16 protein-coding genes are annotated in these 13,638 nt (G+C 28.8%); 13 read left to right on the forward strand and 3 right to left on the reverse strand.

The window, feature by feature from the left end:
- The 13 genes from BO48_RS16180 to BO48_RS16240 all read left to right on the forward strand — a co-directional run.
- The coding region (locus BO48_RS16180) for a hypothetical protein (protein ID WP_496369082.1) at positions 1 to 557 on the forward strand (557 nt) is incomplete at its 5' end.
- Between the two features lie 96 nt (positions 558 to 653).
- Entirely contained in the window at positions 654 to 953 is a 300-nt protein-coding gene (locus BO48_RS16185) for a hypothetical protein (RefSeq protein WP_496369083.1), read from the forward strand.
- 77 nt (positions 954 to 1,030) lie between these two features.
- Complete coding sequence (locus BO48_RS16190; RefSeq protein WP_496369084.1) at positions 1,031 to 2,068, forward strand: TraC-like domain-containing protein; 1,038 nt, start codon at positions 1,031 to 1,033, stop codon at positions 2,066 to 2,068.
- Positions 2,034 to 4,064 (forward strand): VirB4 family type IV secretion system protein, encoded by a 2,031-nt coding sequence (locus tag BO48_RS16195; RefSeq protein ID WP_496369085.1) that lies wholly within the window; start codon positions 2,034 to 2,036, stop codon positions 4,062 to 4,064. Before BO48_RS16190 ends, BO48_RS16195 begins: the two co-directional genes overlap by 35 nt.
- Before the next feature lie 11 nt (positions 4,065 to 4,075).
- A complete protein-coding gene (locus BO48_RS16200; RefSeq protein ID WP_496369086.1) occupies positions 4,076 to 5,209 on the forward strand; it encodes a lysozyme family protein in 1,134 nt (377 codons plus the stop codon).
- Between the two features lie 16 nt (positions 5,210 to 5,225).
- Positions 5,226 to 5,888, forward strand: coding sequence for a YddI family membrane protein (locus tag BO48_RS16205; protein ID WP_496369087.1), 663 nt, complete (start codon positions 5,226 to 5,228; stop codon positions 5,886 to 5,888).
- 16 nt (positions 5,889 to 5,904) lie between these two features.
- Positions 5,905 to 6,528: a hypothetical protein gene (locus BO48_RS16210; protein WP_496369088.1), complete on the forward strand. Its 624-nt coding sequence runs from the start codon at positions 5,905 to 5,907 to the stop codon at positions 6,526 to 6,528.
- A 206-nt stretch (positions 6,529 to 6,734) separates the two neighbouring features.
- Positions 6,735 to 7,982: a conjugal transfer protein TrbL family protein gene (locus BO48_RS16215; protein ID WP_496369089.1), complete on the forward strand. Its 1,248-nt coding sequence runs from the start codon at positions 6,735 to 6,737 to the stop codon at positions 7,980 to 7,982.
- 63 nt (positions 7,983 to 8,045) lie between these two features.
- The gene (locus tag BO48_RS16220; protein ID WP_496369091.1) at positions 8,046 to 9,731 is read left to right on the forward strand and encodes a hypothetical protein; all 1,686 of its coding nucleotides are present in this window, start codon (positions 8,046 to 8,048) and stop codon (positions 9,729 to 9,731) included.
- 22 nt (positions 9,732 to 9,753) lie between these two features.
- A complete protein-coding gene (locus tag BO48_RS16225) occupies positions 9,754 to 10,050 on the forward strand; it encodes a hypothetical protein (protein ID WP_496369093.1) in 297 nt (98 codons plus the stop codon).
- A 315-nt stretch (positions 10,051 to 10,365) separates the two neighbouring features.
- Positions 10,366 to 11,190 (forward strand): ParA family protein, encoded by an 825-nt coding sequence (locus tag BO48_RS16230; RefSeq protein ID WP_496369095.1) that lies wholly within the window; start codon positions 10,366 to 10,368, stop codon positions 11,188 to 11,190.
- A 30-nt stretch (positions 11,191 to 11,220) separates the two neighbouring features.
- Positions 11,221 to 11,451, forward strand: coding sequence for a hypothetical protein (locus tag BO48_RS16235; protein ID WP_496369097.1), 231 nt, complete (start codon positions 11,221 to 11,223; stop codon positions 11,449 to 11,451).
- Positions 11,452 to 11,678: 227 nt separating this feature from the next.
- A complete protein-coding gene (locus tag BO48_RS16240; RefSeq protein ID WP_496369098.1) occupies positions 11,679 to 12,284 on the forward strand; it encodes a recombinase family protein in 606 nt (201 codons plus the stop codon).
- Between the two features lie 39 nt (positions 12,285 to 12,323).
- Here BO48_RS16240 and BO48_RS16245 read toward each other — a convergent pair whose 3' ends face one another.
- The 3 genes from BO48_RS16245 to BO48_RS16255 form a co-directional block, all read right to left on the reverse strand.
- Positions 12,324 to 12,659 carry a hypothetical protein gene (locus BO48_RS16245; RefSeq protein ID WP_496369099.1) on the reverse strand — a complete coding sequence of 112 codons (336 nt, stop codon included), beginning with the start codon at positions 12,657 to 12,659 and terminating at the stop codon, positions 12,324 to 12,326.
- 50 nt (positions 12,660 to 12,709) lie between these two features.
- Positions 12,710 to 13,117, reverse strand: coding sequence for a single-stranded DNA-binding protein (locus tag BO48_RS16250; protein ID WP_496369100.1), 408 nt, complete (start codon positions 13,115 to 13,117; stop codon positions 12,710 to 12,712).
- Between the two features lie 72 nt (positions 13,118 to 13,189).
- On the reverse strand, positions 13,190 to 13,600 hold the full coding sequence (locus BO48_RS16255) for a hypothetical protein (protein ID WP_496369101.1): 411 nt from the start codon (positions 13,598 to 13,600) through the stop codon (positions 13,190 to 13,192).
- Between the last annotated feature and the right edge of the window lie 38 nt (positions 13,601 to 13,638).

Consider the following 13,638-nt stretch of genomic DNA (forward strand, 5'->3'; position numbering starts at 1 on the left):
CAAGGGAATCCAGAATCCCACACCAAGGGAATCAAGAATCCCTTCAAAAGGGAACTAATGATACTGAACTTAGTGATACTGAACTTAGTGACACTGATAATAACTTGAATAATATGTATACAGGTAATTCAAGCAATTCAAATAACCCTTCTGGTAATGCTGGGGATAATAATTTTAATAAAGAAGAACATAAAAAGGACATGATCCTAAATAAATACCCTCAACCGATAACATTAATAGTTAAACAATTACCATATGATGATTGTAAAGATGTTATGGATATTATATTTAAAGCCAAGAGCAGTATTATAAAAGAACTAGGCAAAGAATATTATAGATATGGTTGTGATTTTACTTTGGAAGAACATGCAATAGAAATAGCAGAAACTGTACAAAGAGTAATTAATGAAGCTAAATCTAATAATTCAAGTATAAAGAACTATCATGCTTATTTAACTAAATCTATTAAAAATTACTACAATGAATATGCACATCAGATGTTAAAAGATCAAGTTGAAAGAGATATGGCAAACGCTACACCATTTAATATAGGTTAATTAGTAGAAATATTGCATGCAATGTATGTATTATGTTGACTGTGTATGCATTGCATGCTATGATATATATATCAAATAAATTAAGAGGTGAAAGTAATGAATTTATTTTATTTTTCAAGTTTAGTCAATGTAACGCTTAACAGTGCTACAGAACATCTAATGCTTCTGAATATCTTTGGACGTGCTAATTCTTTATTACAATCTTTATTCCAAGGTCTACAAGGTTTAGTTGTTAGTCTATTCAGTATCGCACTAATTATTATATTCATGGGGAGTTTCTTCGGATCACAAGAAAGTAAACAGAAAATGAAATCTGCTTTACCCTGGGCTTTCCTTGCATTTATAGGGGCATTATCAATCACATTGATTATCAACTGGGTACAAACAAACTGGTAAATTTGAATAAAGGTTGAATATGTTGAATTTCAACCTTTTTATTTTAATTTAAGTGTCTAAAAAAGGTGGGTTAAATCATGCAATACAATACGGAACAACAACGTGAAAGAGAACTATCAGAAAAGGGGCAAATAGAATTACCTTTAGAAATTGATAAGGATAGATATGTTTTCGTATTTAAACTGAAACATATTATCTATACTCTCCCTTTCTTAATTGCTTCTGGAATATTAGTTTTCTTTATTTATCAAACCGATATTTTCAATCCGCCATTATATTTCTATCTATTCTGTTTTTTACCACCGTTACTATTGTTTACATTTTTGCAATTTGAAAGTAGCTATAGAAGAAAAAATATAAATTTAGTTTCAGAGATTATTTACAATTATAATTTCAAAAAAATGAAGAAAAAATTTATATTCAAAAAAGATTTTAATGTAACTAATAAGGGTGATTTTATGAATGATATTAGAAGTGTGCTGGATATATACGATATTACAAACGATTGCTATGAAACAATTGATGATCGTTTAGTCAAAGTAATAGAGGTATCTAGTATAAATTTAAAAACTTTGTCTGAAAAAGAAGAATCCAGAGTTTACAAGTCATTTGAAACGTTTCTCAATGATTTGGAAGAAGAATATTTACCAATGCAATTTATGATTTATGCAAAACCAATCAGTCTGAAAGATTATATTAATTACTGTAAAACAGAAGCACAAAAAAATACTGAAATTAAAGCAAGATTGCTAGCTGAAAGCTATATAGATTATACAAATGATATACAAAAAAACAGAAATATGGTTAATAGAAATAGATTTATTTCAGTTGATGTCACTTACAAAAATGCAGATAGTTTTGACGAACTAGATAAAAAGGCACTGAGGTTAAAATCAAAAATCGAAAATATGCTAGTAGGTAACTTAAAACTGACCGCAAAAGTTTTGAATAATGCAGAGTTGCATGAGTTACAACACACTATTATAGATTACGAAGGATCACAACTTAGTTCTATAAACCGTGATTTTGATACAGATGTTACTTTGACCAAAGATGAATTTGATGACGCAATTAAAGAATATGAAAAAGAAAAGAGAAATCGTATTCACATTTAAAAGGGGTGGAATTATGTTTGGATTATTTAAAAAGAAAAAACAAACAGAAACGATTGAAGAAAGCTTCCTCAATGCCAATCCAAAAACGTTAAATAGTCTATCACCAGACAGTATCATTATTGAAGATGATTATATTAGATCTGGCGGTAACTATACAAAAACATATGTTATACCAGAATATGAACAGTTAATAGATAGAAAACTAATTCAAGAGATGAGTGAAATTAGTGAAAATATTAGTTTCACATACCATATTGAAAAAATATCAAATGAAGAAGTAAGGAAATCACTTTCTCGTTCTATAGAACAAAGTGAAACTTTAATAGATAGCAAAAATGTGAAAGAGCATAGAAAAGCCGAAGCCGAAGCCCAAAGAGATAATGCTAAAGCAATCTTAAAAAAGTTAGCATATCGTAACGAAAGATTATATTATTTCAATGCATTAATTCACATAGTGGCTAAATCGAAAGAAGAATTAGGAAGATTAGAAACAAGCGCAAATGCTGTCTGTACACAATTTGGAAGATTGATGTACCCTCGATTAAAAAACAAAGAAGCATTTCAATCAATGTTGCCTTTAAATAGTAACAAAATAAAAGAAATGACCTATCGCTCAATGAGTGCAGGGGCAGTCAGTTACTTTTTCCCTTTTCATGAAAATGAAATTATTATGGATAACGGTATTATCGTAGGAAAAAATAGACAAACAAATAATATCGTTAAAATTGACGATAATGCATTACTGAACAAGCATAAATTTATTGTTGGTATTAGTGGCTCTGGGAAAAGCACCTATTTATTTAGTGATATGGCTCGTAAGAAAGCATTTAATAAAAGAATATTTACTATTGATCCCAAAGGTGAGTTTGGTGATCCATATGAAGCTATGGGCGGACAAAATATTGTTTTCACTAAGAACAAAGGTGGATCTACCATAAATATTTTTGATTTACCTACACGTTCAATAAGTATTCATGCAGATGATGATACTTATGAAACAACAAAATTTGTAGCAAATCCACTCTCTGACCATATCTCACAACTATTAATTACATTTAATTTAATGTACCCAGAAATGACTACTGAAATGGAAACGGAATTAACAAAGATACTAACTCAACTTTATGATATTCATGGGTTTTCTATAGAGAAAGACAAGCTAGATTTAAGCGAAGTGAAAGCAACAGATTATCCAATATTAGAAGATTTATATAACTATATGAGTGTGAAAGAACATGGTGGTAGGTTTACTAAAATACAGGAAAAATCTAATGAGAGTATTGAGAAAATAGAGGTCGAAGTAGAACGGGATAGTTACGCTTTTGATACATTGCAACCGTTCTATAAAAAACTAGAGCAATTTGTTGCTGGTATATATAAAAATGTATTTAACAATCATACAAATATAAAGATAGAAAATAGATTAGTTTGCTTTGATATTCAAGATGTTACAGAAGATGAAAACTTATCGAAAATAGTATATTTCAACGTATTAAACTATATAAAAACAACAATTCTTTCTTCGCCCGAAGAAGATACATTTGTTTATATTGATGAAGGACATTATATAGCCGATCCCAAAGTAGTATTGGCAATGAAACACTTATTCATCATGATGAAAGTGTTTAGGTCGTTAAACACCGGTGTAGTGGTTGCTACACAATCTATAGAAGATTTTTTAAGTGCTAAAGATGAACATAGAAACTATGGTGAAAGTGTCATATTACAGTCCACACAAAGGTTAATCTTACCTATGCAAGAAAATGAAGTTGATGTTATCAATGAAAAATTAAGATTACGGTTGACCGAAGATGATAAGCAATCTTTAAAAGTAATATCGGGTGAGAAAACTGATGAAACAGGTAAAGGATTTTATTATGTCGGTGCAAAGAAAGTGAAAATACAGGTAGAACTAACAGAATTAGAAAAAGCACTCTGGTTTGATAAAAACTTTGAAATTTTTGATGAAAGAATCAAACAAATCAAAGAAGATTAGTGGTGATCTAATTGAGCAATAATGATAAACAAAAACAAGCTAGAAATTTAATAATACGATCAGCCATTATTAAATTACTAAGCATGGTAAGTGGCACTTTCTTATTAATAATGGGTGTGGTAATACTTTTTATTATAATTATTGCTTCAGTATTAAATGCAGATTTTGATACAGGAACGGGCATAGGTGGCGGTACTAAACCTTTACCAGAACATGTAGAAAGTGTAAGACCATTAGTTGAAGCCGAAGCCGAGGAACAAGGAATCAGTGAATATACTGATATTATATTGGCTATGATTGCCCAAGAAAGTGGCGGAAATCCAGATGTTGTAGATATAATGCAAGCTTCTGAAAGTATGTGTGGCGGTGAAATGGGTTGTATTTCTTCTACAGAAGAAAGTATTAAATACGGTGTCAGTTATTTTAAAGAAGTTTTAGAAAAAGCTAATAATGATGTGTTATTGACATTACAATCTTACAATTTCGGTATTGGATTTATTGATTTTGCGAATGAACATAATGACGGAAAATACTCAAAAGAAGTAGCCATTAAATTTAGTCAAAAAATGTTTGAAGATAGTGGTAGAAATACAGAGTTATATACTTGTTTACGTGCTGGTGCTAGAGAATTAGATGCTTGTTATGGCGATATTCAGTATGTAGAAGCAGTTACAGCATACTATAGTCCAAATAGTGCCGATCCATTAGAAAATGTATCTTCACCTAGTTCTAGTACAGATTCTATTGTTGCTGGGAGCATAGAAGACATTGAATTTTCGCCAGATATGGATATTACACGCAGTTCTGGTAACACATATTTAGCGGGGCATTGTACATTTTTTGCATACGAAATCAGAAAAGCGATGGGTCAACCTATACCGAATACATGGGGGGACGCAGACACTTGGGACGATCGTGCAAGTGAAGATGATAATTTTGAAGTGTCAAAAACACCTAGTGTTGGTGCAGTATATCAGCTAGATAGAGGTGGCAGAGATTGTTGTTACGAATACGGTCATATAGGTGTGGTTACAGAGGTATTTGATAATGGAGAATTTATCGTTACCGAAATGAACTGGGGTGGCGAGTGGAAAATCACAAGCAGAAAATTATCTCCGCATAAAGACGATAATTTTATTACTTAAATAATAGAGGTGCTTTATGAATAAAGGTAGCAAAATAATTTTATATGTATTTATTACTATTGTTGTAGTCGGTGTGATTGGATTATTGATATATCAGTATACTAATCTTAATAATCAATATACAGAAGTGAAAAATGCGAATAGTGTATTGACTGAAAACAATGAGGTGTTAAAAGAAGAAGTAGATTCATTACAAAAAGAATTAGAAGAAAAAAGCAAACAAACATCTGATTCTACAGAATCAGATATAAATATAGATGAAATTAAAACTCAAAGAGAAGAATTGCACGAAAGTATAGATCAAACTATTAAACAGTTTTTAGAAGCACGTTATGTGATTAATGATCAAAATAAACATAAACGTTATGAAAATGCAGAAAAAGTTTCAACAGAAAAAGCTTTAGATAGATATTTTGAAGAAGCAATCCAAAGTGTTACCAGCGATACAAAATTACGTGAATACAGTGAACTAGAAGATTACAAAAGCTACATTGCCTTAGAAGATGTTAATACGAGTAGAACATCTGCACTGGCAAAAGGAAAACAAGTATTAAAAACTGATGATGATAGTGCAGAAAATATTACAAACTTTTTATTTGAAGTAGATTTAGTTATGGAAAATAACAAATGGAAAGTTGATGAAATTACAGTAAAAGATATATCACTATATGATAATTAATTGAGGAGTGTGGCTGATGAAGAAAAATAAACTATCCATTATTGCAATACTAGCAAGTGTATTTTTAATAATTGGTGCAATATTTATATACTTTATAATCAATCCTCAATCGTTAAATAAAGATAATCAGAATGATGAATCTGATAATCAAAATGAAACAGTTAGTTCACAAGCACAAACTGAAGATTTAACTGATGAAAATTTAGCAAATGAAATTGAAAAAAATGATGAAAGTTCTTCAAAAGAACAACGTTCAATTGAAGAATTAGATAGTAACATAGTCCAAGAAATTAAAAAAAGTATGACTAATTATATATCAGGAAGATATGCGCCAATTAATGAAGAAGAATACGATAACGCAATGGGTATGCATTCCTCAAAAATTATTGATGAAAATGACTTTAACTATCAAAATGCACACGAAAATTCATACGCATTAAACGAAGATAAATCTGTAGAAGATGTAATTATAGAAGTAGATAGTATGGATCAAGAAGAAGTTCGTGGACATTATAAATTTAACTTAGTGGTAAAACTTTCTGCTGGAGAAGAAAAGATTGAACATGAGGGTGAATTTACCTTATCAACATATGATAATGGTTACTTATATTTAAGTAAGTTTGGTGATATAAGTGAATGAAATCCTTAAAATTTTTGTAGAACGTTTGAAAACTAACTTTGAGAAAAACAATATAAAACTAAAAAAAGAAAATCCTAAAGAATATGAAGAAAAATTAGAGAACTATATTTTTAAAATGTATATGTTCGTATGTGTTGTCATTATGTTCTTTGGTATATTTTTAACGTTTTTCGTCACAGACATAGTTTTGTAAAGGGGGGAATTATATGTTTAATAAAATAATGAAAATACTACCCTTATTTTTGTTAATGATATTGATATATTCTAATGATGTTTATGGAGTTGTAACATCAAATGATAACGGGATTGATATTAGAAATCCAGTATCGGAAAGTAATGTAGTATACAGTGCTGAATCAAATGACTTATATGTTCAAGATGAAAATACTCTGCAACAACAAATGGATGAAGATTTATCTAATGAAACATTACTGAATTTAGTTACAGATACTACAAACTTAGAAAATGATACAGGTGCTTTATGGGAAGCACACGAGGACTATTTTTTAGATATAAAAGAACAGGTAGAAAGCAGATATGGTGAAGGTGCATATGATTCTACAGAAGAAATTATAAAAGAAAAATATAATCCTGTAGAAAACTCTTTCGACTGCGGAAGATTTGAAGTAGATTGTCATTTTATGAGTATAGGTTTAACGTTCATGACTAGCTTTATACAAACAATATTACAACCTTTGAGTTTAGTTAGTGTAAATCCAAGTGTAATTATGGATACAGATATTGCAACAGGATTTATTAATGCTTTCTCAACTTTAACAAATAGCTTACTGGCGGTATTTCTAATCTTTCAAATTATAAAAATTACCACTTTGAAAATGGGGAATTTTGATCAAGCCCAGCCCGAATTGACAGATAAGCTTACGAAAACAATTATTGCAGTGTTCTTAATAGGTTCATACGATGATTTGTTTAGAATAATATTAAATCTTCAATTTGTAGTTGTATATCCTATTATAAATACATTTACAAATTCAGATGCATTATCTCAATCTGTAGTAGTTAAAATGTTTTTCCAACCTAGCATGCAAGTAATAATGATAGTTTTTGTGATTTTAGCATTGTTATTGCTGGTAGTAGTTATACAATTTTTCTACAATATTGCGTTTCTAACATTATTGTATATAACCGGCCCGATTAGTATAACAACTATGGTTAATGATGAATATAATTTCTTTTCGTTGTGGTTAAGAAATATAGTTGCAAGATGTTTAACAGTTTTAATGCAAAGTATATGTATTGTTATTAGTTTAATTACATTACTAAATGTACAAAGTGATCTTGGAGAAAATATCTTCAATGTAATAATGTGCTTTGCGTTCCTAGTATTAGCATTGAGTGTACCAACGATATTACAACAGTTTGGTAATAGCTCTGGATCTGGTAAAGCAACTGTTGCGACACTTAAAACTATAGGACGTGGAATTACTAAGTAGCCATTGCATACTAAGTATGCATATGGTATACTTAGTATACAAATAATAGTGAGGTGTATCTAAATGAATTTATCTTTTAATGATTATGGTGAGTTACTTATAGAAGATAATGAACTGAAATTTAAGTCTAAATTATCGAATTTAGATTATAAAGATGTAGATGTAGTAGTAGCGAATTATAAAGATATGCTAAAAAGAAACTATATTCTTTCTGATTATTTTATTAACGCTCATGATGTAGAACAACATTCACATTATTTATCATTTATATATGACGCTTCTAATCACAAAGATTTTTATAAAATGAGAGATTTAAACTTTAAAGATAAAATCTACTTATATAATGATCTTATAGAAATAGCGAAATTCAGTGAAAAAGAAAATGTGAATGTTTTATGGAATCCATTAAATTTCTATATTGATGTAGAGAGCAATAGGGTTAAAGGTCTATTATTTGAATTTGATCCATTAACTATTCCTAAAGAAAATGATTATTTAGAGGGTATAAAAAATTTACTCATTCATTCTCTGACGGTAGTAGAAAAAAGACTAGGCAAACCTCGATATGATGATTTTATTGAAAAAGATAAATATATTATTGAGTATGTTGAGAAGCTATTATCTGCACCTAGTATCATAGCTATTGAAAAACTGACTAAAGAAACTGTTCAATATATCGAAGAATCAGAAGCAAAAGAACGTGCAGAACTGATTGCTAAACAAGAGAGTAGAAGAATAAAAATACCAAAGTTAAATAGAAGTACAGAAAATTTCGATCCAGTAGAAGAAAAGAGAAAAAGAATAAAGAAACAGTTATTAGCTGATAGTAAAAAAGGTCAAAATAATAGTTTTAATGAATATGATGAAAATAAATTAAGTATTGGTCAAAGACTAAAAAACTTTTCACAATCGACTAAAGGTATAGCAACAATGGGTGTCCTTTTTCTATTTGCGATTGCAATGTACTTAACAACTGATGGCTTCGCAATGGAAAAAAATGAAGAAGAACCAGAAGAATCTGTTCTTGCAAACCAGCTAGAACAAGAAGAAACAATTAAAAGTATTTATAGAGATTATGTAAATGGTGATGAAGCACTAGCTAGAGAAAAGCTAACAGGTTTAGAATATGATAAATTAGATGAAGAAGATCAAGATTTATTTCTGGATTTTCTAATCGAAGATCAATATTATACTAGAGCATTATCTTTATCTGACAAAAGTGCATATAAAATAGGAAGTATAATTAATGATGAAAATTTAACAGAAATACAAAGAGTTGCTGATAGTGAAGAAAATCCACAATTGAATTTTTATCTTGCAATGTATAATCAAAAGTTCCAAAATGCCATTGAATATGCTGGGGAACTAAAAATGATTGATAAACAAACTGCTTTAGATATTACCAAAGCGTATTATTTAACTAATCAAAGTGAAGAGCTATCTGATTTTGTAGATTCATTTGCACCAGATCCAGAAGCAGATGAACAAGATACTCAAAGAATTGAGTACTATAATAATTTATCAGAAGCAAATGCTAAATTTAATAATGAATATATTAATTACAATAATACTGTTCAACAATTAGAATCGGTTAGTTCAGAAGTTTCAGCATTAGAGGATAAAAAGAAAAAAAGCGATACAGAGAAAACAACATTAGATAACTTAAAATCACAAAAATCTGAATTAGAAAAACGTGAAGAAGAAGAATATCAAGCACTATTAAATATGACTGTAGAAGATAGCGAATAAAAATGAGAAAGGGGGGATTGCTATGAAGCAATCAGCAGTAGAAAAAACATTCAAATTACCGTTAATGTTTACGAGGTTTTTTCAGCTATTTATTGGTAGAGTATTAGGTACAATTATTTCAATATTACTTATGCTACTGTTATCAACGATATTCTTAGAATATTTAAGCGAGATTTTACCAGCGTTTATAATGCATAATGTAGGATTTTTATTATATGGATTGTTTTCTAATATAGTTAGAATGTATTTAATTATTGGGTGCTTCATAGCAATTATTCCCGAGTATTCTTATAAAAGAAATCTTTATAAAAGAAATTAGGTGTAGCTATGATTGAATCCGTCACAAATTATGCTCAATACTTATTTTTTGAATATATAGGACTTATAATAGCTACATTGGGATTATATCTTGTATATTCAAAGAAAGTTTGGGTAGATAAAAAAAATATTATATTTTATCTGGGGTATGTATTGCTTATCTTAGGCACATTACTCTTTATATATAGAATAATATTTTCATAACCGATTATTAATCTAAGGACTATAAATTTAAATTTAGTCCTTTTTATATTGTATACATTGCATACTTATGGTATGCTTAATATACATATCCTTATGTAAGAGGTGATTATAAGTGACTGAACGTAAAAAAGTCGAGGACATTAAAAATATTGATTTATTTGAAAAATATAAAGATCAACTCACAGATACGGTTATTATCAGCAACATGAATTTCAAAGGCGGATCAGGTAAAACGGCGACAACGGCTTTACAAGCGTATGAATTAAGTAAGAATAACTTCAAAGTTTTAGTTATAGATAATGATCCTCAAGCAAATTTAACTGAATATTTGCTACAGGATAAAGATTTTGATAAAGATATATCAGATATGATACTAAATAATGAGCCTATAAAAAATTGCATTTTGAATATTAAAGAGAATCTCGATATAATACCTGCAAGTTTAAATTATGTTTATCTTGATGATGTTAATAGAAACAATTCAAGTATCTATAATCTATTAAAAATACAAATAGATAAAATTAAAAAGAGATATGACTTTATATTTATTGATGTACCACCGTCAATTAATATAAATTTAAAGCTTGCACTACATGCATGTACACATATTAACTTAGTAGTTCAAACTAAAATGCCCAGTTTTTACGGATCTCAAAAATTAATTAGCTGGTTAGAAACATACTTAGATCAAAATAATATAGATGTCAATTTAACTGGTATTATTCAAACATTAACTGATAAAAATAAAAACAAACACGAAGAAGTTCGTGAAGTAATATCAAATTATTATGGTGACTTGGCTTTTAAAAACTACGTGCCATACAGTGATAGAATGGACTACTTTAATAATTATGGTATTTCTGAAAAGGACTACTGGTCAATTGTTACATTAAATAATTTCAATACATTAAATGATGAAATGTTATCGAAATTATAAGTTTAAATAAAATACTAAGAGGTGAACTAAATGGCTTTAAATAAAGGTAATAAATTAATCAATAAAGCACAAAATCAATCGACGAAAAAATATAATGAAGATGAACTCAATAAAAATAAAAGTACAAGTATGCGTATTAGTGCTGATGTAAAGAGTCAATTGGAAGATGTACAGTTTGACATAATGGCAAATAAAAGAATCCATTTGTCTTTATCAGAAACAGTACAAACATTAATTGATCATTACAATGATACGAAATAACCTATAAAAATAAACTTTAAGAATTGAATATATAAAAATTATGAAAGCCTTGAAAAAGGCTTTTTTTCTAAAAAAAATATCTAGTCAGACTATCAATTGATGAAGTAATTTTTTTTAACATCAGTGTCTACTTAAAGTATACTCTTAACGGTCACTTTGTTAGTGCTGGTATATGAGAGTTTTAAGTGTCTAAATAGGGTGTCTGAAATGGAAGTGAGGTAGATTTCTTGAAAGTAGGTTATATAAGAGTAAGTAGTGTAGATCAAAATATTCAAAGACAAATAAATATTTTAACTGATTATGGTTGTGAAAAATTATTTATAGATAAAGAATCGGGTAAAGATTTAAACCGTGTTGAGTACAAAAAGATGAAAAAATTTGTTAGAGAAAAAGATATAATAGTATTTGCTGAACTAGACCGTTTAGGTAGAAACAAAAAAGAAATTAATGAAGAATGGGATTATTTTATAAATAAGAATATAGATATAATAGTACTGGATATGCCAATTCTTGATACAACTAAATATCAAGATGATCTGGGGAAGTTGTTACTTAATTTAGCAAAGGAAATTATCTCCTATAATGCTGAACAAGAGCGTTTAAGAATACTTGAAAGACAAAGGCAAGGTATAGAGATAGCTAAGCGTGAGGGTAGGTATAAAGGGCGGGGTGTAAGTTATAGTCCTAATGCCAAAGATAAAAATAAAAGAAGAATATATTATTTAGTAGTTGAATATTTAAAACAGAAAAAACCTATTAAACAAATATCAGATGAATTGAAGATTAGTAGAGATACGGTATACAGAATAAAGAGAGAGATAGAAAAGCCCTAGCATTTATGCCAGGGCTTTTCTTATTTTATTTTAAAAACCTTAACTAATAATTACAAAGGTATATACAAAATTATTTAGCTTAGAAAAATCATACAATTTCTTACCCCAAGCTTTTTCTCTTTTATATGTTTTAGACTTAATAGTATTTATTTCGACATCTTTACGCAAAGAATCAACCGAATCATATTCACATACAGTAAGAAGGCTTTCACTAAAGCTATATTCTTTTCCTGTTTTAAAAACAAAAACTTCAATTTCTTCATTAATATAATCAGAATCTGATTTTAATATTTCAAAAACATCATTATAAGTGTATAGCTTGTAGCCAACATTATTTATTCTTTTTCTGACTATCTCCAATTCTTCATTGAACATTTCATCAATCCTTTCTGAAAAATAAAAGGTAGAAATTAGTCTTTAAATCTTTAGAATGGTAAGTCTTCGTCCTCGTACGCTGGACTGTTTTCAAATGGGTTAGGCTCAACAGAATCATCAGTAGATTGTTTTTCATTATTGTTTTTACCCGCTGATTTTAGCAACTGGAAGTTAAAAGCTAATGCGTAAGTTCTACTTCTTTTATCACCGTCTTTAGTAGTATAGTTATCAACTTTCACTTCTGCATTTTCAATTGCGATTAAATCACCCTTTTTAACTACCTTATTAAAATTCTCTGCACTTTTGCCTATTAAAGTGAAAGGGATGAAATTTGTTTTATTACGATCTTTTTTATCTGTTACTGCTAAAGTATTGTTAATGATTTGAGTACCTTTCTCACCAACAATTTTTAATTCAATATCCTGTGCAATACGACCAATCATGTTTAAACTATTCATAATAAAATCCTCCTTTGATATATACTAAGTATACCATTTGCATACAATGTATGCAAATGGTATTTATAAATATTATTCTAATATATTATATATTTTTCCTTCTATTAAAGCAGTTTCCCAAATTTCATCATCATCATCAGTTTCTAATACTATATTATTATTAAAGACTTTATCAGCGACATCAAAAGGCTCATGACAGTACTCAACTGCAATATTAATAAAGATTTTATACTGTAATTCGCTCATTTCTTTAATTATTAAAGCGATTGAGGTAATATCATCTAATAGTGTGTATGGGTCGTTTTCCGCCCAATTACTATCACTTTCAATATTAACTATCACATAGTTATCATCATTTTCACAGATTTCTTCGGTTTTCTCAAAAGCTTCTTGAATACCTTTTTGTGACATAAGATTAAAGGTCTCACTTTCATACTCTTTTTGATACTCATTTTCGCTGGCAATACTGACTTCTAACAACATAAAACAACCACTCCTAGAATTAGATTTTAATCACTTTG

Source organism: Lacicoccus kunmingensis DSM 17847 (genome assembly GCF_059568765.1).